Source organism: Intrasporangium mesophilum (genome assembly GCF_054783095.1).
In genome coordinates, this window is the sequence record NZ_BAAGRF010000012.1 from 37,791 (window position 1) to 58,282 (window position 20,492).

General features: G+C 70.7%; 19 protein-coding genes and 1 riboswitch. Of the genes, 13 read left to right on the forward strand and 6 right to left on the reverse strand.

Annotated elements, in window-relative coordinates:
• Positions 1–95: 95 nt before the first annotated feature.
• The gene (locus ACYVLP_RS10900) at positions 96–1,709 is read right to left on the reverse strand and encodes an FG-GAP-like repeat-containing protein (protein WP_460627365.1); all 1,614 of its coding nucleotides are present in this window, start codon (positions 1,707–1,709) and stop codon (positions 96–98) included.
• 131 nt (positions 1,710–1,840) lie between these two features.
• Between ACYVLP_RS10900 and dapB the strand changes: the two genes are divergently transcribed.
• Positions 1,841–2,629: a 4-hydroxy-tetrahydrodipicolinate reductase gene (dapB, locus tag ACYVLP_RS10905; RefSeq protein ID WP_460627366.1), complete on the forward strand. Its 789-nt coding sequence runs from the start codon at positions 1,841–1,843 to the stop codon at positions 2,627–2,629.
• Positions 2,630–2,705: 76 nt separating this feature from the next.
• On the opposite strand, the gene ACYVLP_RS10910 is transcribed toward dapB, so the two are convergent.
• Genes ACYVLP_RS10910 through ACYVLP_RS10920 form a run of 3 tightly spaced genes read right to left on the reverse strand, consistent with a single transcriptional unit; the run spans position 2,706 to position 4,398 of the window.
• The gene (locus tag ACYVLP_RS10910; RefSeq protein ID WP_460627367.1) at positions 2,706–3,020 is read right to left on the reverse strand and encodes an AzlD domain-containing protein; all 315 of its coding nucleotides are present in this window, start codon (positions 3,018–3,020) and stop codon (positions 2,706–2,708) included.
• Complete coding sequence (locus ACYVLP_RS10915) at positions 3,017–3,739, reverse strand: AzlC family ABC transporter permease (RefSeq protein ID WP_460627368.1); 723 nt, start codon at positions 3,737–3,739, stop codon at positions 3,017–3,019. Before ACYVLP_RS10915 ends, ACYVLP_RS10910 begins: the two co-directional genes overlap by 4 nt.
• The gene (locus ACYVLP_RS10920; RefSeq protein WP_460627369.1) at positions 3,736–4,398 is read right to left on the reverse strand and encodes a GNAT family N-acetyltransferase; all 663 of its coding nucleotides are present in this window, start codon (positions 4,396–4,398) and stop codon (positions 3,736–3,738) included. The genes ACYVLP_RS10915 and ACYVLP_RS10920 overlap by 4 nt, the downstream gene beginning before the upstream one ends.
• Positions 4,399–4,478: 80 nt before the next feature.
• Between ACYVLP_RS10920 and paaA the strand changes: the two genes are divergently transcribed.
• The 12 genes from paaA to ACYVLP_RS10980 all read left to right on the forward strand — a co-directional run bounded on the left by paaA (position 4,479) and on the right by ACYVLP_RS10980 (position 15,793).
• Positions 4,479–5,522 (forward strand): 1,2-phenylacetyl-CoA epoxidase subunit PaaA, encoded by a 1,044-nt coding sequence (gene paaA, locus ACYVLP_RS10925; protein ID WP_460627370.1) that lies wholly within the window; start codon positions 4,479–4,481, stop codon positions 5,520–5,522.
• Positions 5,519–5,845: a 1,2-phenylacetyl-CoA epoxidase subunit PaaB gene (gene paaB, locus ACYVLP_RS10930; protein ID WP_460627371.1), complete on the forward strand. Its 327-nt coding sequence runs from the start codon at positions 5,519–5,521 to the stop codon at positions 5,843–5,845. The genes paaA and paaB overlap by 4 nt, the downstream gene beginning before the upstream one ends.
• Complete coding sequence (paaC, locus tag ACYVLP_RS10935; RefSeq protein ID WP_460627372.1) at positions 5,842–6,612, forward strand: 1,2-phenylacetyl-CoA epoxidase subunit PaaC; 771 nt, start codon at positions 5,842–5,844, stop codon at positions 6,610–6,612. Before paaB ends, paaC begins: the two co-directional genes overlap by 4 nt.
• Before the next feature lie 47 nt (positions 6,613–6,659).
• Entirely contained in the window at positions 6,660–7,142 is a 483-nt protein-coding gene (gene paaD / locus ACYVLP_RS10940) for a 1,2-phenylacetyl-CoA epoxidase subunit PaaD (RefSeq protein WP_460627373.1), read from the forward strand.
• Positions 7,143–8,264 carry a 1,2-phenylacetyl-CoA epoxidase subunit PaaE gene (gene paaE / locus ACYVLP_RS10945; protein ID WP_460627374.1) on the forward strand — a complete coding sequence of 374 codons (1,122 nt, stop codon included), beginning with the start codon at positions 7,143–7,145 and terminating at the stop codon, positions 8,262–8,264. It abuts the gene before it with no gap.
• Positions 8,265–8,315: 51 nt separating this feature from the next.
• Entirely contained in the window at positions 8,316–9,401 is a 1,086-nt protein-coding gene (locus tag ACYVLP_RS10950) for an FAD-dependent oxidoreductase (protein WP_460627375.1), read from the forward strand.
• A 134-nt stretch (positions 9,402–9,535) separates the two neighbouring features.
• A complete protein-coding gene (locus ACYVLP_RS10955) occupies positions 9,536–10,507 on the forward strand; it encodes a hypothetical protein (protein WP_460627376.1) in 972 nt (323 codons plus the stop codon).
• Between the two features lie 112 nt (positions 10,508–10,619).
• On the forward strand, positions 10,620–11,432 hold the full coding sequence (locus ACYVLP_RS10960; protein ID WP_460627377.1) for a thymidylate synthase: 813 nt from the start codon (positions 10,620–10,622) through the stop codon (positions 11,430–11,432).
• A gap of 59 nt (positions 11,433–11,491) precedes the next feature.
• Positions 11,492–11,956 (forward strand): dihydrofolate reductase, encoded by a 465-nt coding sequence (locus tag ACYVLP_RS10965; RefSeq protein WP_460627378.1) that lies wholly within the window; start codon positions 11,492–11,494, stop codon positions 11,954–11,956.
• 178 nt (positions 11,957–12,134) lie between these two features.
• Positions 12,135–13,022 carry a 4-hydroxy-tetrahydrodipicolinate synthase gene (dapA, locus tag ACYVLP_RS10970; protein ID WP_460627379.1) on the forward strand — a complete coding sequence of 296 codons (888 nt, stop codon included), beginning with the start codon at positions 12,135–12,137 and terminating at the stop codon, positions 13,020–13,022.
• A gap of 46 nt (positions 13,023–13,068) precedes the next feature.
• On the forward strand, positions 13,069–14,754 hold the full coding sequence (locus ACYVLP_RS10975; protein ID WP_460627380.1) for a ribonuclease J: 1,686 nt from the start codon (positions 13,069–13,071) through the stop codon (positions 14,752–14,754).
• Between the two features lies 1 nt (position 14,755).
• Complete coding sequence (locus ACYVLP_RS10980) at positions 14,756–15,793, forward strand: endonuclease/exonuclease/phosphatase family protein (RefSeq protein WP_460627381.1); 1,038 nt, start codon at positions 14,756–14,758, stop codon at positions 15,791–15,793.
• 91 nt (positions 15,794–15,884) lie between these two features.
• Here the strand turns inward: ACYVLP_RS10980 and ACYVLP_RS10985 are convergent, their stop codons facing one another.
• Both ACYVLP_RS10985 and ACYVLP_RS10990 read right to left on the reverse strand, forming a co-directional pair.
• Positions 15,885–17,270 (reverse strand): aminotransferase class V-fold PLP-dependent enzyme, encoded by a 1,386-nt coding sequence (locus ACYVLP_RS10985; RefSeq protein ID WP_460627382.1) that lies wholly within the window; start codon positions 17,268–17,270, stop codon positions 15,885–15,887.
• Between the two features lie 37 nt (positions 17,271–17,307).
• Positions 17,308–17,436, reverse strand: a riboswitch (SAM riboswitch).
• Positions 17,437–17,820: 384 nt separating this feature from the next.
• A complete protein-coding gene (locus tag ACYVLP_RS10990; RefSeq protein ID WP_460627383.1) occupies positions 17,821–20,289 on the reverse strand; it encodes an ATP-binding cassette domain-containing protein in 2,469 nt (822 codons plus the stop codon).
• Between the last annotated feature and the right edge of the window lie 203 nt (positions 20,290–20,492).

Here is a 20,492-nt window from a genome sequence, read left to right on the forward strand (position 1 = left end):
TGGTGATCTCGCGGGAGAGTGCACGGGAGACCTCACGGAGGCCTCATGGGAGACCTCACGCGAGACCTCACGCGAGATCGGAGCGCGAGGCCGCGTCAGAAGATCGCGTTGACGATGTTCCAGCCGGTGCTGACGCGCGAGCGGGCGGACCATCCGCCGGTCCCCGTCCGCGGGTAGAGCCAGAGGTTGCCGGCTCCATCACGCGCCAGGACGTCGGGCACGCGGTCACCGGTGAAGTCGCCGGGGGCCATGATCGCCGTCATCCCGTTCCAGCCCGATCCGATCGCCGTCGACGTCGCGATCCGGCCCGCGCCGTTGCCGGTGTGCAGCCAAAGCCGTCCGGTCGACCGCTCCCGGGCGATCAGGTCCGCCCGCCCGTCACCGTTGACGTCGCCGGCGCCGAGCACGATGTCGTAGCGGTTCCAGCCGGTCGCGATCCGCACCCGCGGCAGGAAGCCTCCGGTGCCGTTGCCCGGGTAGAGGTAGAGGTCGCCGTTCGAGGCGACGCGCGCGACGATGTCCGCCCGGCCGTCGCCGTCGAAGTCGCCCACGCCGACGATGGCGTTCATGACCTGCCAGCCGGTGCCGGCCCGCACCCGCGGCAGGATCCAGCCGCCCTTGCCGTTGCCGCGGTACAGCCACAGGTCCCCGGTCGAGGTCTGTCGGGCCAGCAGGTCGAGGGCCCCGTCGCCGCTGAAGTCGCCGACCGTGTCGATCGCGCTGAAGCCACCCCAGCCGGTGCTGACCTGGGTGCCGAGCGAGAGACTGCCTGCGCCGTTTCCGGCATACAGCTTGAGCACACCGGAGGACGTCCACCGCGCGAGGACGTCGTTCTTCCAGTCCCCGTTGAAGTCGCCGGTCGACCCGGACAGCGACGATGGCGGCATCGCCAGCGAGGTGAAGGCGTACGTCCCACACGTACGGTCGTAGTCGCGGTTGCTGTCCCACCACTGCGAGAGGTAGACGCGGCCGCCGGAGAAGCTTGCCTGGGTGCACTTGTCCAGCGCCTCGTTCGGGTAGTCGAGCGTCCCCGCCGTTGCCCACACGGGCACGCCGGGCAGCCGCCAGCTCCCCGTGATCGCCTGCCATCCGGACGCATTCGAGTAGAGGCCGTAGGAGTATCCCGAGTCGCGCAGACCGCGCATGAGCCCCTCGATCACATAGCGGTTCTCGACGCGCTGCGCCCACGTGGACGACGGCCACGGCTGCGCGGGACGGGGCTCGACGTCGACCCACACGACCGGAGGCTTCCAGCCGATCCGGCTCAGGGTCGAGGCTGCATACCTGGCCTCGGCGTAGCCGACGTTCGACAGGCGGCCCGCGCGCGTCGTCGACGACCACGGCCCCTGGCTCCCGTAGGTGTTGAGCTGGGCGCTCGTCGGGAAGCCGGCCATCGTGTAGGCCTGCGCCGGCTTGGACCGGTCGCGGACCCACGTCACCTGACCGGCGACGCACGGGTTCTCGGTGAAGGGGAGGCCGTTGGTCAGGCCGATGACCACGAACTGCGTGTCCGCAGGTGGCATCGGCGGGCCTGCACGCCCGGCGAGCGCGTCGCACTGGGGCCACGAGATGTCGTGACCGAACATCACCGCCGCGCGCGCCGTGGGCGCCGTCACCACCCCGAGCGAGAGCAGGAACGCGGACACGACTGCGAGCACGACCAGCCGGACTCGGCTCCGGTCGGCGACACCGCGAACGAGTGCGGACATGTGGATCACCCCTTGGTTCCAGTGTGCGTCCGGCGGGCCCGAGGCGCAGTTCCTCCCGTCACATTGACGCCCCGCGTCCGTATGCCGTTGACGACAGCCGCCGGCGAGACGCGCTGGCTACGCTGTGGCGGGTGACTGAGACCAGCGGTGCCGCGACGCGAGAGACGAAGGTGGCCGTCATCGGCGCGAACGGCCGGATGGGGTCGGAGGCGGTCAAGGCCGTCGAGGCGGCGGACGGGCTCCGGCTCGTCGCGGCGTTCGGGTCGAGCGATGACCTCGGCGACCTCGGTGGTGCCGACGTCGCTGTCGAGCTCACCGTCCCCGCCGCCTCGCCGGGCAACGTCGCCCACTGCGTCGAGCGGGGGGTGCATGTCGTGGTCGGGACGACCGGATGGGACGAGACCAGGCTCGAGGCGCTGCGCGGTCAGCTCGCCGCTGCGCCGCCCGCCAGTACGGGCAGCGGAGTCGGCGTCCTCATCGCCCCGAACTTCGCGATCGGCGCTCTGCTCATGATGTCGTTCGCGGCCAAGGCCGCCCCGTTCTTCGAGTCGGTCGAGGTCATCGAGCTCCACCACCCCGCCAAGGTCGACGCGCCGTCCGGCACGGCGGCACGCACAGCTGCGATGGTGGCGGCCGCCCGGTCCACCGCCGGGTCGGCGCCGCTCCCGGACGCCACCACTCACGACCCGGCAGGGGCGCGGGGAGCGAAGGTGGACGGCATACCCGTGCACTCGGTGCGGCTGCGGGGGCTCACCGCTCACCAGGAGGTGCTGCTCGGCAACCCGGGGGAGCAGCTGACGATCCGGCACGACTCGTTCGACCGTGCGTCCTTCATGCCCGGAGTCGTTGCGGCGGTCCGAGCCGTGGCTGACCACCCCGGCCTCACGGTCGGGCTCGAGCACTACCTCGGCATCGCCTGAGGACCCTGCGTTCGATGTGTCTGCGCGGCGCATCCGACGCGGAGGTACATCGACCCGCGCTGGTGACGACGTGAGGTCAGGCCCAGCCGAGGGCCCGCAACCCCGCCGCAGTCACCGCGCCGAGCACGACGACCACGATGAAGGGCGCACGGAGCAGCAGCGCGACGACGGCCACGAGCACCGCCGCAGCGCGAGCGTCGAGGACGAACGACCCGTCGGGCGACGTGAAGGCCTGGGTCGCGACGAGGGCGGCGAGCAGGGCAACCGGCAGCGCCGCTGTCACCCGCTTGATGCGTGGCTCGGCAAGAATGTGCGCCGGCACGAGGTGGCCGGCCAGCTTGATGCCGAAGGCGATCGCGGCCGCGACGAGGATCGCGACCCACAAGGTCATGACGCACCACCCGCCGCCGGGCGCGGCTCGCGAGGCGTGCGCAGGGCGAGCAGCGCGGCCCCGGCCGCAGCCACCACGGGTATGCCGGGCGGCACCGAGGGCGCCAGCAGCACCGCGACGACGGCGCCCACCGCCGCGATCGCGACCGCGTCGCGGTCCTTCAGCCGCGGCCAGAGCAGTGCGGTGAATGCCGCACACGCGGCGGCGTCGAGGCCGTAGGTGCGCGGGTCGCCGATCGCGTTGCCGATCAGGGCGCCCGCGAGGGTGGCGAGGTTCCACAGCAGGAAGACCGTCAGACCGGTGAGCCAGAAGCCCAGACGCGAGGCGCGCGTGTCGTCCTGGGACACGGCGACAGCGGTCGACTCGTCGATGGTCAGGTGCGCCGCAGCGACCTTGCCGGGGCCACGCGCCCGCAGCAGCTGCGTGAGCTCGAGGGCGTAGAGGCCGTTGCGGATCCCGAGCATCGAGGAGGCGGCGATGGCGGCGGGTGCGGCGTGCAGGCCGTTCGCGACGATGCCGACGAAAGCGAACTGCGACCCGCCCGTGAACATCAGCAGGGACAAGGCCATCGCCTGCCACACGGACAGGCCCGCGGTGACGGCCAGTGCCCCGAAGCTGATGCCGTACGCACCGGTTGCAACGCCGACCGAGAGGCTCTGCCGCACAACCGAGCGACGAACGTCCGGGTTGAGCGGGGGATCGATGGTCTCGGCGGTCATCGCGCCTCCGCGGGCCCGACGGCGGCGCTGAGCCGCACCTCCAGGGCGGTTGCGCCGCCTTCGGACACGACCCGTTCGCGATGGGCTCCGTCGGCCTGCAGCCCGGCCGCGGTGAGGAACCGCCTGGTGTCGGGCGAGTCTGCGACGACCCACACCGTCAGCGTCTCGTGTCCGCGCGCCCGCGCTGTGTCGACCACCGCGTTGAGCAGGCGCGAGCCGTGTCCCTGCCTGCGGGCCTCGGGATGCACCGCGAGGACGAGCAGCTCGGCGACCGCCTGCCCGTCGGGGTCGGAGGACGGGCCGACAGCCGCAAGTCCCACGACCTGCTCGCCCGCGCACGCCACGAGCAGCACGTGGTCGGGGGAGGGCGGGCTCGCCAGCGAGTCGCGCCAGGCGGTGGCGAAGGCGCGCGGCTCGAACTGCGCCACGACGTCCTCGGGGAGCAGCCCGGCATACGCCTCGCGCCAGACGACCGCCTGCACAAGGCCCACCGCGGGAGCGTCCGAGACGCGGGCGACCCGGACGCTCGCGTCCGCCACCGGACCCGGCTCGCCCGACCCGTGGTCGTGCCCGTGGTCGTGCCCGTGGTCGTGCCCGTGGTCGTGCCCGTGGTCGTGCGGGTCGGTGGGCGGCTGTCCCGTGGCGTCTGGTCCGGTCACCCAGGCATCCTCTCAGCCGCCTCTCGGGGCACGGAGGGGCCACTTTGTGGGTGGTGGCGTCCTTCTCGCATACTGGACACATGTATGGCAACGACGTCATCGACCCCAACGAGCCGCTCAACGCTGCCGAGACGGACGCCTACGACGAGGCCCTGACGCACGACCAACGGCGCGCCGAGGCCGAGGGAGACTTCGAGGCTCTCCTCGCAGCTGACCAGCGGATCGAGCCGCGCGACGTCATGCCGGACACGTACCGCGAGACCCTGATCCGCCAGATCGCCCAGCACGCACACTCCGAGATCATCGGCATGCAGCCCGAGGGCAACTGGATCAGCCGTGCCCCCTCACTGCGCCGCAAGGCCATTCTCATCGCGAAGGTGCAGGACGAGGCCGGCCACGGGCTCTACCTCTACTCGGCGGCTGAGACCCTCGGCATCGACCGGCAGGAGCTGCTCGACCGGTTGCACAGCGGCAAGCAGAAGTACTCCTCGATCTTCAACTACCCGACGCTGACCTGGGCCGACTGCGGCGCCATCGGCTGGCTCGTCGACGGCGCGGCGATCATGAACCAGGTCCCGCTCTGCCGGTGCTCCTACGGCCCGTACGCCCGCGCGATGATCCGGGTCTGCAAGGAGGAGTCGTTCCATCAGCGTCAGGGATTCGAGATCCTCTGGACACTCATGCGTGGCACGCCGGAGCAGCAGGCCATGGCCCAGGACGCCGCGAACCGCTGGTGGTGGCCGGCGCTGGCGATGTTCGGCCCGCCCGACACCGGTGAGGCGGCCAAGGGCGGCCACACCGAGCAGTCGATGGCCTGGGGCATCAAGCGGTTCAGCAACGACGACCTGCGCCAGAAGTTCGTCGATATGACCGTGCCCCAGGCGGAGAAGCTCGGCGTGACCCTGCCCGACCCCGACATCCGGTGGAACGAGGAGCGCGGCCACTACGACTTCGGCGAGATCGACTGGGACGAGTTCTGGCGGGTGCTGCGAGGCGACGGGCCGTGCAACGCCGAGCGGATCGCCCATCGCCGCAAGGCTCACGACGACGGCGCCTGGGTCCGCGAGGCCGCCAACGCCTATGCCGCCAAGCATGCTGTCAAGGTCAAGGAGAGTGCCGCGTGAGCGGAGACGTCAACGGAGCGGCCACCTCGCCGTCGAGCACCGAGCGCAGCTGGCCTCTCTGGGAGGTCTTCGTGCGAGGCAAGCGGGGCCTGTCCCACGTTCACGTGGGGTCGCTGCACGCCCCGGACGCCCCGCTGGCACTGCGCAACGCGCGGGATGTCTACACCCGCCGGCAGGAGGGCGTGTCGATCTGGGTCGTCAAGGCCGACGACATTACGGCGAGCAGCCCGACCGAGAAGGACTCCTTCTTCGACCCGGCCGCGGACAAGGTCTACCGCCACCCGACCTTCTACGACGTGCCCGAGGACGTCGAGTACCTATGAGCGAGCTTGCGACACAAAGGGGCTCGGCGGAATACCTGCTCGGGCTCGCCGATGACGCCGTCGTCTACGCCCAGCGGCTCGCCGAGTGGCTGACCAACGCCCCCCAGATCGAGGAGGACATGGCCCTCGGCAACATCTCCCTCGACCTGCTGGGGCAGGCGCGCGCGCTCTACCCGTACATCGGGACGATCGACGGCACCGGCCGCCACGAGGACGACTACGCGATGCAGCGCGACGAGCGCCAGTGGCGCAACGTCCACCTCGTCGAGCAGGAGCGAGGTGACTTCGCGCAGGAAATGGCTCGGCTGCTGTGGTTCTCCGCATGGCAGGTCGAGCTGCACTCGGCGCTGGCCGGCTCTGCGGACGAGATGGTCGTCGGGGTGGCGGGCAAGGCCCTCAAGGAGGTGCGCTACCACCTCGACCACGCCTCGCTGTGGGTGGTTCGCCTCGGCGACGGCACGGACGAGTCGCACCGTCGCATGCAGGCGGCGCTCGAGTGGGTGCTGCCCTACCTCGCCGAGCTGTTCGAGGATGACCCGGCCTCGGTCGCGGCCGCCGAGGCCGGCGTTGGCGTCCTGCCCTCGGCTCTGCACGATGCTGCCGTCGCACGGGTCGCCCAGGTCGTCGAGCAGGCGACGCTGACGCTGCCCACCGAGTCGAAATGGCGCTCACGCGGCGGTCGGGACGGCGTCCACTCACGGCCGATGGGGTCCCTCCTTGCCGAGATGCAGCACATCGCGCGCTCCCATCCCGGGGCCACCTGGTGAGCCCGGTGGCCACCAGCCCAGCGTCCAGTGCGCGGTCGAGCACGGCTGTGGCAGAAGCGATCTCGCGCATCCCGGACCCAGAGGTCCCGGTCGTCTCGATCGCCGACCTGGGCATCCTGCGGTCGGTCGAGGTGGACGACGACACGCGCACCGTCGTAGCGACGATCACCCCGACCTACAGCGGGTGCCCCGCCATGGAGGCGATCGCGTCGCGTGTCGTCTTCGAGGGGGAACAGCAGGGGTATGCCGTCCGCGTCGTCACGCAGCTCGCCCCCGCGTGGACGACCGACTGGATGACCGAGGAGGGCAAGCAGGCGCTGCACCGGTTCGGCATCGCGCCGCCCGGCGCCGTCGAGGCCGGGAGGCCGCGCGGCCCGGTGCCGGTCACCCTCACCACACACGTCGTGACCTGCCCGCACTGCGGCTCGGACGACACCACCGAGATCGCCCATTTCGGCTCGACGGCCTGCAAGGCGCTGCGGCGCTGTAACGCCTGTCTCGAGCCGTTCGACGAGTTCAAGGCCATCTGAATGACCGACGTGACCACTTCACCCGCCCCCGCACGCCATCGGGCTCGCTTCCACCCGCTCAGGGTGGCCTCGGTCGAGAGGCTCACCGACGACGCGGTGGCGGTGACCTTCGAAGTGCCCGAGGACCTGCGCGACGAGTACGTCTTCCTGCCGGGCCAGCACCTGACGGTGCGAGCACCCATCGCGGGCGAGGACGTCCGCCAGTCGTACTCGATCTGCCAGTCCCGCAACGCCGTCGGCATGGACGGGCTGCGACGTGTCGCGGTGGCTCGTGTGCCCGAGGGCCGCATGTCGACGTGGATGAACGACATCGTCGCGGCCGGCGACGTCGTCGAGGTGATGACCCCGCTCGGGTCGTTCACGTGCCCGACGCAACCGGACGGCATACGTCATCACGTGGCCGTCGCCGCCGGCTCGGGGATCACGCCCGTCCTGTCCCTTCTGACGACCGTCCTGGAGGAGGAGCCCGGCTCACGCGCAACGCTCCTCTTCGGCAACCGCCGCACGAGCACGATCATGTTCCTGGAGGAGCTCGAGGACCTCAAGAACCGCTTCCCGGGCCGCTTCCACCTCATCAACGTCCTGTCCCGCGAGGCCCAGGACGTCGAGCTCTTCCACGGACGCCTCGACGCGGAGCGGCTCACCGAGATCTTCGGCAGGCTCGTGCCGGTCGAGTCGGTCGACGAGTGGTATCTGTGCGGTCCGTTCGGCATGGTCACGGGAGCCGAGAGCCTGCTCCAGGACAACGGCGTCGACCCGCACCACATTCACCACGAGATCTTCCACGTCGACGACGGGACAGAGCCCAAGCGCAAGGTCGTCGTCGACGCGGGCGCGCCGCCGGCGGCGACCGTGACTGTCAACCTCGACGGGCGCACGACGGTGATCCCGATGCCGTCGAAGGACGAGTCGATCCTCGACGCCACCCTGCGGATGCGGCCCGACGCGCCGTTCTCGTGCACCAACGGCGTGTGCGGCACCTGCCGGGCGCGCCTCGTCGTCGGGGAGGTCCGGATGGACCGCAACTACGCCTTGGAGCCCGACGAGGTCGCCGCCGGAGTGGTCCTCGCCTGCCAGAGCCACCCGGTGACCGACGAAGTAAGCCTCGACTACGACGCCTGACCGCCGCGCATCGGCGAGGAAGATCGCAAGGTCGTTGCGCGTTCAACGGTCGTGGACAACGTCGATGTGGTGGTGGTCGGAGCGGGCCAGGCCGGACTCTCGGTGGCGCATCACCTCGCACGGCTCGGGATCGGGCCGTTCGTCGTCCTCGACGCGAACGAGCGGCCGGGCGGTGCCTGGCAGCATCGCTGGGACAGCCTGACGATGCACGACGTGCACGGCGTCGCCGACCTCCCGGGTATGCCGTTCACCAATGTCGACCCCGCAGCGCGGGCCAGCGTCGCGGTGCCCGCCTACTTCGCCGCCTACGAGGAGCGTTTCGACCTGCCCGTCGTCCGCCCCGTGCGTGTGACGTCCGTCAGGGCGGTCGACGACGACCCGGACGGACCGCTGCGTGTCGAGACGACCGACGGCACCTGGATCACCCAGTCGCTCGTCAACGCATCGGGCACCTGGGAGACCCCGTTCGTGCCGTACTACCCGGGGGCGGAGACGTTCCGCGGGAGGCAGCTGCACACGGTCGAATACGCAGGGCCGGAGAGCCTTGCGGGCCAACGCGTCATCGTCGTCGGCGGAGGCGCGTCCGCCGTGCAGATCCTCGGCGAGCTGGCACCGGTGGCGCACACGACCTGGGTCACTCGACGCGAACCAGTCTGGCGCACAGGGCAGTTCAACGAGAACGCCGGCAGGGAGGCGGTTGCGCTGGTCGAGGACCGTGTCGCCCGTGGCCTTCCGCCGCGGAGCGTCGTCAGCGTCACCGGACTGATGCTGCGACCCCAGGAGCAGCGCGCGGCGAGGCTGGGCGCCTACGACCGCCGCCCGATGTTCTCGCGCATCGAGCCCGACGGCGTGCGCTGGGCCGATGGCACCTTCGAGGCCGCTGACGCCATCCTCTGGGCGACGGGGTTCCGGGCGACGCTGGGGCACCTGGCTCCGCTGCGCCTGCGTAACCGGATGGGCGGCATACAGCTGCGCGCTCCGTTCGACCAGCACACCTTCACGAGCGCCGTCCGGGACCGTCGCGTCCACTTCGTGGGCTACGGTCCGTCGGCCTCGACCATCGGCGCGAACCGGGCCGGGCGCGTCGCGGCCCGAGCGGTGGCCCAGCAGCTCGACGCCAACACCACCGCCGCCTGAGGCGTCACGCGGCGGGGCGCCCGTGTGCGCTGATCGGGGCTATCGCCCACAAGCACGCACACAGGGCCCCGGCCGAAGCACGGCCCTGTGGATCGTCGGGCAGGCCCATCACGGCGGGTGCCCACCATGGTGCGATGACGCAGGGGCGGCGGAGCGGTTCGGTAGACCGGCTCCTGCGCGCCCGCATCGCGGGGCAGTCGGGTCTCGTCACTCGGCGACAGGCTCTGTCGGGCGGCTTCACCGACGAGCAAATCCGATGGAAGGTCGCCTCGAGTCGCTGGGTCACACTGCACCCCGGTGTCTATCTGACCACGCCGGGGCGCGACGACTGGGAGATGCATGCCGTGGCTGCCCTTCTCGCAGTCGGGACGCCCGCGGCTCTGTGTGGGCGCAGCGCCGCCTTTGCATGGGGGCTGCTACCGGACCCTGGGTCACTGATCGAGCTCGTGGTTCCGGCCGGTCGCCGTCGATCGGCCCTTCCAGGGGTGCGGACGACTCGCAGCCGGGCCATGGTCCAGCGGACCGATCCTCACGTCTGGCCCCATCGCACCACGGTCGAGCACACCATCCTCGACCTGTCGGTCGGCAAGGGTCTCGATGGGGTTGTCGCGCTGATCGCCAAGGCGAGTCAGCTCGGTCTCACGGACGAACGGAGGATGGCGACGGCGCTCCGCGCACGCCCGAACCAGACCCATCACGCCCTGCTCGCGGAGTGCCTTGCGGACATCGGGGAGGGCGTGGAGAGCGTCGCGGAGCTTCGCTATGTGCGTGATGTGGAACGTGCTCACGGGCTACCAGTCGGGCTCCGACAGGGACCCGGCAGGTCGTCAACCGTGAGGGACTCGGTCTACGAGGAGCCGATGGTCGTCGTCGAGGTGGACGGGCGGCGCGGTCACGACGGATGGCGCGGTCGGCAGCGCGATGGTCGTCGCGACCGCGGTGCCGCGGCGGACGGCTGGCTGACCGTCAGAGTGTTCTGGATCGACGTCGCCGGAACTCCATGCCGGCTCGCGGTGGAGATGGGCCAGGTCCTTCGCGCCAGAGGCTGGCAGGGGGCCGTCCGGCCATGCCGCCGGGCTGGCTGCGAGGCTCGGCCGGCAGTATGACCCTAGCGCCAGACCGCAGGCCGCTCGTGTGCGCTGATCGGGGCGGGCACCACGAATGGTGCACACGGCGGGGCTCCGATGAGGTGTCGTCGCGCCGGGTTACGCTGCCTGCGTGCGGCAGTACCTCGACCTCCTCGACACCGTCCTGACCCACGGCCAGGAGAAGTCCGACCGGACCGGCACCGGCACGCTCAGCGTCTTCGGCCACCAGATGCGCTTCGACCTCGCCGACGGCTTCCCGGCACTGACCACGAAGAAGCTGCACCTGCGGTCGATCATCGGCGAGCTGCTGTGGTTCCTGCGCGGCGACACCAACGTGCGGTGGCTGCAGGAGCGAGGCATCACCATCTGGGACGAGTGGGCCGACAAGGACGGTGAGCTCGGCCCGATCTACGGCTACCAGTGGCGCTCCTGGCCGACGCCCGACGGGCGCCGGGTCGACCAGATCGCCAAGGTCATCGAGCAGATCCGCACCAACCCCGACAGCCGGCGGCTCGTCGTCTCGGCCTGGAACGTCGCGGATGTCGACGACATGGCCCTGCCGCCGTGCCACACGCTGTTCCAGTTCTACGTCTCTCCGGCCGGCAGCGACGGCCGGCGACGTCTGTCCTGCCAGCTCTACCAGCGCAGCGCCGACATCTTCCTCGGCGTGCCCTTCAACATCGCGTCGTACGCCCTGCTCACCCAGATGGTCGCCCACCTGACCGACCTCGAGCCGGGCGAGTTCGTGCACACCCTCGGCGACGCGCACCTCTACCTCAACCACCTCGACCAGGCGCGGCTCCAGCTCACGCGCACCCCGCACTCGCTGCCGACCATGCGCATCAACCCGGACCGCCGCAGCATTGACGAGTTCGACGTCGATGACTTCGAGCTCGTCGGCTACGTCGCCGAGCCGGGCATCAGGGCACCGATCGCGGTCTGACCCGGCGCCGCGCCCTGCAGGTCGTGCCACCCCGGCCCTGGCTGTGCCAGCCTGTGGACATGACCAATGTGACGATGATCGCCGCGGTCGCCAGCAACGGCGTCATCGGAGACGGGCTCACCATGCCGTGGCACATCTCCGAGGACCTCAAGTACTTCAAGCGCACCACCATGGGCCATCCGATGGTGATGGGCCGGCGCACGTTCGATGCGATGGGAGTCCTCCCCGGCCGCAGAAGCATCGTCATCACCCGCCAGCCCGAGTGGCAGCACCCGGACGTCGAGACGGCGCACTCGCTCGCCGAGGCGCTCGCACTGGCCGGCCCCGCGGACGAGGTGTACGTCGTCGGCGGGGGTGAGATCTACCGGGAGGCGATGCCGTATGCCGCTCGGCTGCTCATCACCGAGGTCGCACAGTCACCGGAGGGTTCGGTCACCTTCCCGGCGATCGACGCCGACGACTGGGCAGAGACGTCGAGGCAGGAGCGCGACGGCTTCGCGTGGGTGACCTACCAGCGGCGTTGAGGGCGGCCGGCCACGGCACCGGAGGCGGGCCGATGTACCCGACGGCAGGGCACTACTCGGACCCCCGAGCGAGTCGTGCCTTGCTTCGTCTGTGCGGTCGCATCCCGGCCGAACCGGACATCTCGTCACTCGGCGGGTGCACACGGTGCCCTCGGCCGTGGGCGCTAACCTTGGCCCCATGGCTGCCGCACCCGCGCTCGGACGTGTTCTCTCCGCGATGGTCACGCCGATGCGCCCCGACGGCACGGTCGACCTCGACGCCGCGGCGCACGTGGCCACCCACCTGGTCGACGCCGGCCACGACGGGCTCGTCATCTCAGGCACGACCGGCGAGTCGCCGACGACCACCGCTGCTGAGAAGGACGAGCTGCTGCGGGTGGTCATCGACGCCGTCGGGGACCGGGCCGTCGTCATCGCCGGCGCCGGGAGCAACGACACCGCCAAGAGCGTCGAGTCGGTCCGGGCCGCCGAGAAGGCCGGGGCCGACGCCGTCCTCGCCGTGACGCCGTACTACAACAAGCCTCCGCAAGCGGGACTCGTCGCGCACTTCCTGGCCCTCGCCGACGCGAGCGATCTCCCGGTCATGATCTACGACATCCCCGGCCGGGCCGGCATCGCGATCGCCCGCGAGACGTACCTGCGGATCGCCAAGCACGACCGCATCCGTGCGGTCAAGGACGCCCGTGGGGACCTGTGGCTGGCGAGCGAGCTGATGCAGGTCACCGGGCTGGACTGGTACTCCGGCGACGACGCGATGAACCTCGCGCACTTCGGCAACGGAGCGGTCGGCTTCGTCGGCGTGACCTCCCAGGTGGCCCCAGCGGCATACCGCCGGATGGCCGACGCGGTCCTCGACGGGCGCTGGGACGACGCTCGCGCAGTCCACCGGCACCTCGCCCCGCTCGTCCACGCCGTCATGAACGTCACTCAGGGGGCCATCATGGCCAAGGCGGGGCTGGCCCTGCAGGGTGTCATCGCCTCGCCCGCCGTGCGCCTCCCACTCGTGCCGGCCGACGACGAGCAGACCGCTCTCCTGCGCGACGCCCTCGGGACGGTCGCCGAATGACCTCGGTCGGCTCCCGCCGACGACACCACCGAACGACAGGACACCTGTGAGCCATCCTCACCCCGAGCTGACCCCGCCCCCCGCCCTTCCGGAGAACGGCCTGCGGGTCGTGGCCCTCGGGGGGCTCGGCGAGGTCGGCCGCAACATGGCCGTCCTCGAGACCAAGGGCCGCCTGCTGATCATCGACTGCGGCGTCCTCTTCCCGGAGGACCACCACCCCGGCGTCGACCTGATCCTCCCGGACTTCTCCTACATCCAGGACCGCCTCGACGACATCGAGGCGATCGTGCTCACGCACGGCCACGAGGACCACATCGGCGCGGTGCCGTACCTGCTCCGGCTCAAGCAGGACATCCCGCTCATCGGGTCGACGCTGACCCTGGCCCTCGTCGAGGCCAAGCTCAAGGAGCACCGGATCCGGCCCTTCAGCATGGCCGTGCGAGAAGGGCAGCGGGAGCGGCTCGGGGTCTTCGACCTCGAGTTCGTCGCGGTGAACCACTCGATCCCCGACGCTCTCGCCGTCTTCGTCCGCACCGACGCCGGCTCGCTGTTGCACACCGGTGACTTCAAGATGGACCAGCTGCCCCTCGACGGGCGGCTCACCGACCTGCGCGCCTTCGCGCGGCTCGGCGAGGAGGGCGTCGACCTGTTCCTCACGGACTCCACCAACGCCGACGTGCCGGGCTTCACCACCCCTGAGCTCGAGATCGCACCAGCCATCGACAAGGTGTTCCGGCACGCGGAGCGGCGCATCATCGTCGCCTGCTTCAGCAGCCACGTCCACCGCGTCCAGCAGGTTCTCGACGCGGCGGAGAAGGCCGGGCGAAAGGTCGCCATGGTCGGTCGCTCGATGGTCCGCAACATGGGCATCGCAGCAGACCTCGGATACCTCCACGTGCCCGAGGACATCCTCGTGGACCTCAAGCGGATCGACGCGCTCGACGACGACCAGGTGGTGCTCATCTGCACCGGCTCCCAGGGCGAGCCGATGGCCGCGCTGTCCCGGATGGCCAACCGCGACCACCGCATCAACGTCGGCCCCGGAGACACCGTGCTGCTCGCAAGCAGCCTGATCCCCGGCAACGAGAACGCCGTCTACCGCGTCATCAACGGCCTGATGCGCCTTGGAGCCCACGTCGTGCACAAGGGCAACGCCAAGGTGCACGTCTCCGGCCACGCGAGCGCCGGTGAGCTCCTCTACGCCTACAACATCGTCAAGCCCCGCAACGTGATGCCCGTCCACGGCGAGTGGCGCCACATGTTCGCCAACGCGCAGCTGGCCAAGAGCACCGGTGTCGCGGACGACCACGTCGTGCTCGCCGAGGACGGCGTCGTCGTCGACCTCGTCGACGGGCACGCCGCGGTCGTCGGCGTCGTCGACTGCGGCTACATCTACGTCGACGGCACCAACATCGGAGGCACCGACGAGGCCCTGCTCAAGGACCGCCGGATCCTGCGCGACGAGGGCTTCATCACCTGCATCGTCGTGCTCGATGCCGCAACCGGGAAGATCGCATCCGGCCCGGAGATCACGGCGCGCGGCTTCGTCGAGGACGAGGAGATCTTCCAGCAGGTCATCCCCAAGGTGGAGCGCGCCGTGGAGGAGGCGGTCGCCAACGGCGTCCGCGACGACCACCAGCTCCAGCAGGTCATCCGGCGAGCCGTCGGGTCCTGGGTCGGCGGCAAGATCCGCCGGCGGCCCATGATCATCCCGGTCGTGCTCCAGGCCTGAGATGACCGCCACGTACGCCGCTGCGGCACCCGTCGACGAGGGGGAGCCCGACGCGTCCGACGAGCGCGCTCGGCTCCCACGCTGGTGGCTGGACGTGGCCATCGCTGTCGCGCTCGTCCTCCTTGTCGCGATGGGCGCGCTGCGCTGGCTGGACTCGACGGCATACCTCGTGGTGGTCATCCAGTCCGGCGCCCCGTTCGTGGTCGTCGGGCTCATCCTGCTGACAGCCGCGACCCTGCTGCTGCGGCGGTGGTGGATGGTGGTGCCGGTCGTCGCGGCGCTCACGGTCGCGATGGCGATGGCCGTGCCGACGTACCGGTCCCATGCGTCGCCCAAGGCGGACCGCGACCTCACGGTCATGGCAGCGAACCTGCGCTTCGGGCAGGCGAACCCGCTGCAGCTGATGGACGCCGTGCGCTACCACAGCGTCGACGTGCTCGTGCTCACGGAGGCCACGCCGGACGCCATCCAGGGTCTCGACGACGACGGCGCGACCGCTTACTTCACGCAGCGGGTCGGAACGCCTCGGGCGGACACCTACACCGGCACGATGATCCTCTCGCGCTACCCGCTGAGCCTGCGCAGCGCCGGGACCGACCCTGCCGTCGAGGCGACGCCGAGCGCGCAGCCCGAGGTCGACGTGACTGTCGCCGAAGGCCGGGTGCGCCTCAAGGTGGCGCACCCGATGGCTCCGCTGCGCGGCGCGACGGACCAGTGGCACGCCGGCCTGCAGCGCCTCGACGCCTGGAAGGACGCGCAGCAGGGCAGCGAGCCGGTGCTCATCGCCGGTGACTTCAACGCGGCCTTCGGCCATCCGGTCTTCCGTGACCTCGCGACCGGGCTGATGGACGCCCAGCGGGAGGCTGGTCAGGGCTGGGTGCGCACCTGGCCCTACTCCGACAGCCGTATGCCGCCCTACGTCCAGATCGACCACGTGCTGAGCCGGGGGCTCACCCTCGTCGACGCCGGTGAGATTGCGTACAACCGGGCCGACCACGCGGCCGTGTGGGCGAGCTACGCCCTCCGGAAAGCCGGCTGACCGCCGCCGGGGGGCCGCGCCGTCCCGAACTGGTCGAGTGAGCGCGTCGTCCCACGCCTCCCACGTTGCCGAGGACGCGCTGGTCCGCGCCTCACCAGGGCCGGTCGACCTCGATGTCGCGCGGGTCGTCGCCGTCGAGCACCCAGCCCGCCTCGGTGTGCGACCAGGACGAGACCGGGCCCTGCTCGACCAGCCGGCGGACCGCCGTGACGAGGCGCTCGACGCCCTCCGCCGTGCTGCCCAGCCCGATGCTGGCGCGGACGGCGGTAGCCGGCTGCTCGCCCCAGGGGTCGTCGAGGAGCTCATCGACGAGCAGGTGCGCGCAGAACTTGCCGTCACGCACACCGATCCCGTGCTCGACGGAGAGCACCTGCGACACGAGGGAGGAGTCGAAGCCGTCGACGGTGAAGGCCACGACGCCGACCCGGTCGTGCTCATCATCGAAGATGTGGAGCACCTCGACGCCGGGCACGTCCTCCAGGCCGTCCCGCAGGCGTGACAGGAGCTGCTCCTCGTGAGCCTCGATCGCGGCTCGGTGTTGGCGGATCGTCGCGCACGCCGCGGCGAGGGCGATGGCACCGATGACGTTCGGGCTGCCGCCCTCATGGCGGGCCGGGCCGACCGCCCACGTCGTGCCCTCCTCGGTGACGGCACGGGTGGCGCCCCCGCCGAACAGGTACGGCGTGCCGGCGTCGAGCCAGTCGGACCGGCCCGCGAGGACGCCGGCGCCGTAGGGGGCGTACGTCTTGTGGCCGGAGAACGCGACGTAGTCGGCATCCCAGGCGGCGAGGTCGATGGTGCGGTGCGCGGACAGCTGCGCGGCATCGACGGCGATGCGTGCCCCGTGGTCGTGGGCGAGCCGCGCGAACCGCTCGACGGGCCAGACCTCGCCGGTCACGTTGGACGCGGCCGCGATGACCACGAGCCGGTGACGCGATGGGTGCTCCGAGAGTGCCTCGTCGAGCAGCGCGTGGGCGTCCTCGACCGACTCCGGGACCGGAAGCCGGACCGTGCGGAAGCGGCCCCACGGAAGCAGCGTCGAGTGGTGCTCGGTCCCGAAGACGAACACGGTCGTGCGGCCCGGCAGGGCCCTGGACAGCACCGACCAGGAGTCCGTGGTCGTGCGGGTGAAGACGACGATGTCGTCCGCTCGGGCCCCGACGAACTCGGCCACCTCGGAGCGGGCCTGCTCGTACCACGCGCTCGTCAGGCGGGAGGCGAACCCGGCGCCGCGGTGGACGGAGGAGTACGTCTCCAGCGCCCGGTCGACCGCAGCCTTGACCTCGGTCAGGGCCGGGGTCGAGGCGGCGTGGTCGAGGTTGGCGTAGGTGACCTCGCCCCTCAGGGTGGGGACGCGCAGGCCGGCGCCGACGACGCTCGGCAGCGTGTTCGCCTCCGGCACGACGTGCAGGGCCCGCGTGCGCACGACCGGCGCCGGCGCGCCGCCACAGAGTGCGGTGGTAGGGAGAACGGACATGAGACTGCTCCTGGGTCTGAGGGACCCACCGGATGCAGGCCCGCGCTTGCCGGCCCTCGCATGTCACGAACACCACGAGGAACGGCCAGGTCGTCACCCGGAGCACCCCACCGCGGAGGAGGGTTGCTGGCCAGCGAGCCGGGGCTTGTCGCTGACACTCTTGACCTGGCACGACGATAGGGGGCCCGCCGGAGGCCTGTCCACCCGTCGGTCCGGAGGTGTCGCCATCTGAGACACCGTGCCGCCCCGCGTCGTGCTCTCCTGTCGAGCGCTCCTGTCGCGCCCTCCTGTCCCGCCCTCCTGTCGCCCTGTCCGTCGCGCGTCTGGCCGGCGGACTCCACCCTCACGTCCAGTGAGCAGCTCGTCCCTCTGGCCACTCTGGCCACTCGGTTCGACGGGGCTGCTGGGACTGAGCGCTCACTCGACCTGCGTTGAGGTCGGGGCGTGTGTGTGGTCGTGTGGCTGGTGGGACTGGGCGCTCACTCGACGAGAGGCGGGGGTGGGAAGGACGTCGCGCTCCACGGTCGCGTGGCCTCCCGCCGGGGTGAGGTCACCCCCCGACGTATGCCGCGAGGTGCTCGCCCGTGAGCGTGCCCTGCGACGCCACGAGCTCGGCGGGAGAACCCTCGAAGACGACCCGGCCGCCGTCGTGGCCAGCGCCCGGGCCGAGGTCGATGACCCAGTCGGCATGCGCCATGACGGCCTGGTGGTGCTCGATGACGATGACGGACTTGCCGGAGTCGACCAGCCGGTCGAGGAGCCCGAGCAGCTGCTCGACGTCGGCCAGGTGCAGACCGCTCGTCGGCTCGTCGAGCACGTAGACGTCGCCCTTCTCGGCCATCTGCGTCGCCAGCTTGAGCCGCTGACGCTCGCCGCCGGACAGCGTGGTGAGGGGCTGGCCGAGGCTGAGGTAACCCAGCCCGACGTCGTCCAACCGGCGCAGGATCTGGTGCGCCGGAGGGATCTTGGCCTCGCTGTCGGCGAAGAACTCGACGGCCTCGGCGACGGGCATGGCCAGGACCTCGCTGATGTCCTTGCCGCCGAAGGTGTACTCGAGCACCTGGGCCTGGAACCGCTTGCCTCCGCACTCCTCGCACACGACGGCGACTCCGGCCATCATCGCCAGGTCGGTGTAGATCACCCCGGCGCCGTTGCACGTCGGGCACGCGCCCTCGGAGTTGGCGCTGAACAGCGCCGGCTTGACCCCGTTGGCCTTGGCGAAGGCCTTCCGGATCGGCTCGAGCAGCCCGGTGTACGTGGCGGGATTGCTGCGGCGAGATCCGCGGATCGCTCCCTGGTCGACGACCACCACGCCGTCGCGGCCCGCAACCGAGCCGCGCACCAGCGAGCTCTTGCCGGAGCCCGCCACGCCGGTGATGACGACAAGCACGCCGAGCGGAAGGTCGACGTCGACGTCCCGCAGGTTGTGCGTGCTCGCGCCGCGCACCTCGAGGGCTCCGGACGAGGTCCGGACGGACGGCTTGAGCCTGGCGCGGTCGTCGAGGTGTCGCCCGGTGATCGTGTCGCTCCCGCGAAGCCCGTCGACGGTCCCCTCGAAGACCACCTCGCCGCCGGCCGTGCCCGCGCCGGGCCCGAGGTCGACGACGTGGTCGGCGATGGCGATGGCCTCGGGCTTGTGCTCCACCACGAGCACCGTGTTGCCCTTGTCGCGCAGCTGCAGCAGCAGGCCGTTCATGCGCTGGATGTCATGGGGGTGCAGGCCGATCGTCGGCTCGTCGAAGACATACGTGACGTCGGTGAGCGAGGACCCCAGGTGCCGGATCATCTTGGTGCGCTGGGCTTCTCCGCCGGACAGCGTGCCCGACGAACGATCGAGGCTGAGGTAGCCCAGACCCATCTCGACGAACGACTCGAGGGCGTCACGAAGCGCGGTCAGCAGCGGGGCCACTGACGGCTCCTGCAGTGCGCGCACCCAGTCGGCGAGGTCGCTGATCTGCATGGCGCACGCGTCGGCGATGCTGATGCCCGCGATCTTCGAGGACCGGGCCGCCTTGCTCAGGCGGGTTCCCTCGCACTCGGGACAGGTCGTGAAGGTCACCGCCCGCTCGACGAAGGCGCGGATGTGCGGCTGGAGCGAGTCGACGTCCTTGGACAGCATCGACTTCTGGATCTTCGGGACGAGCCCCTCGTAGGTGAGGTTGATCCCCTCGACCTTGATCTTGGTCGGCTCCTTGTAGAGCAGGTCGTGCAGCTCCCTCTTGGTGTACTTGCGGATCGGCTTGTCCGGGTCGAAGAAGCCGCTGCCGCGGAAGATGCGGCCGTACCAGCCGTCCATGCTGTAGCCCGGGATCGTCAGGGCGCCCTCGTTGAGCGACCTGGACTCGTCGTAGAGCGCGGTCAGGTCGAAGTCCGTCACGTTGCCCATGCCCTCGCAGCGGGGACACATGCCGCCGGTGATGCTGAAGCTGCGCCGCTCCTTCGTCGTCGAGCCGCCCCGCTCGATGGTGACCGCTCCGGCCCCGGAGATCGAGGCGACGTTGAACGAGTAGGCCTGCGGCGACCCGATGTGGGGCTTTCCGAGACGGCTGAACAGGATCCGGAGCATGGCGTTCGCGTCGGTGACGGTTCCGACGGTGGAGCGAGGGTTGGACCCCATCCGTTCCTGGTCCACGATGATCGCCGTCGTCAGCCCGTCGAGCACGTCGACGTCGGGCCGGGACAGGGTCGGCATGAACCCCTGGACGAAAGCGCTGTAGGTCTCGTTGATCATCCGCTGGGACTCAGCGGCGATCGTGTCGAACACGAGCGAGCTCTTCCCGGACCCGGATACGCCCGTGAACGCCGTCAAGCGCCGCTTGGGGATCTCGATGCTGATGTCCTTGAGGTTGTTCTCGCGTGCGCCGTGGACGCGGATCAGGTCATGGCTGTCGGCGACGTGCGCCGTCCCCGACCGCGCTGCGCCCTCAGCCGGCGAGCCGTCGGCCGCCTTCGCGCCGTCCGCGGCCGCGCTCGCCTTCTTCCGTGTCGCCGAGGTGCCGGTCCTCGTGGCGGTGCTCATCGTGTCTCCCTCTCGTCGGCGGGCCCCGGTCGGGCGCGAACAGTCATCCGTCCACCGGCCCAGACGCGCTCGGCGCAGGGCCGTGCTGCTGCGGACCCAACGCTACGTCGGTGCCGGCGCGCGGGCGGATGTCCTGACTGGATCACGCTAGCCGCACGCCCGGAGCATGGCTTCTCGATTCCTGACCGTCTGCTCGGGCCACA

Coding starts and splice junctions, on each gene's coding strand:
- ACYVLP_RS10900 (WP_460627365.1), bottom strand. CDS start 1,709: ATGTCCGCACTCGTTCGCGGTGTCGCCGACCGGAGCCGAGTCCGGCTG.
- ACYVLP_RS10910 (WP_460627367.1), bottom strand. CDS start 3,020: ATGACCTTGTGGGTCGCGATCCTCGTCGCGGCCGCGATCGCCTTCGGC.
- ACYVLP_RS10915 (WP_460627368.1), bottom strand. CDS start 3,739: ATGACCGCCGAGACCATCGATCCCCCGCTCAACCCGGACGTTCGTCGC.
- paaA (WP_460627370.1), top strand. CDS start 4,479: ATGTATGGCAACGACGTCATCGACCCCAACGAGCCGCTCAACGCTGCC.
- paaC (WP_460627372.1), top strand. CDS start 5,842: ATGAGCGAGCTTGCGACACAAAGGGGCTCGGCGGAATACCTGCTCGGG.
- paaE (WP_460627374.1), top strand. CDS start 7,143: ATGACCGACGTGACCACTTCACCCGCCCCCGCACGCCATCGGGCTCGC.
- ACYVLP_RS10955 (WP_460627376.1), top strand. CDS start 9,536: ATGACGCAGGGGCGGCGGAGCGGTTCGGTAGACCGGCTCCTGCGCGCC.
- ACYVLP_RS10965 (WP_460627378.1), top strand. CDS start 11,492: ATGACCAATGTGACGATGATCGCCGCGGTCGCCAGCAACGGCGTCATC.
- dapA (WP_460627379.1), top strand. CDS start 12,135: ATGGCTGCCGCACCCGCGCTCGGACGTGTTCTCTCCGCGATGGTCACG.
- ACYVLP_RS10980 (WP_460627381.1), top strand. CDS start 14,756: ATGACCGCCACGTACGCCGCTGCGGCACCCGTCGACGAGGGGGAGCCC.
- ACYVLP_RS10985 (WP_460627382.1), bottom strand. CDS start 17,270: ATGTCCGTTCTCCCTACCACCGCACTCTGTGGCGGCGCGCCGGCGCCG.
- ACYVLP_RS10990 (WP_460627383.1), bottom strand. CDS start 20,289: ATGAGCACCGCCACGAGGACCGGCACCTCGGCGACACGGAAGAAGGCG.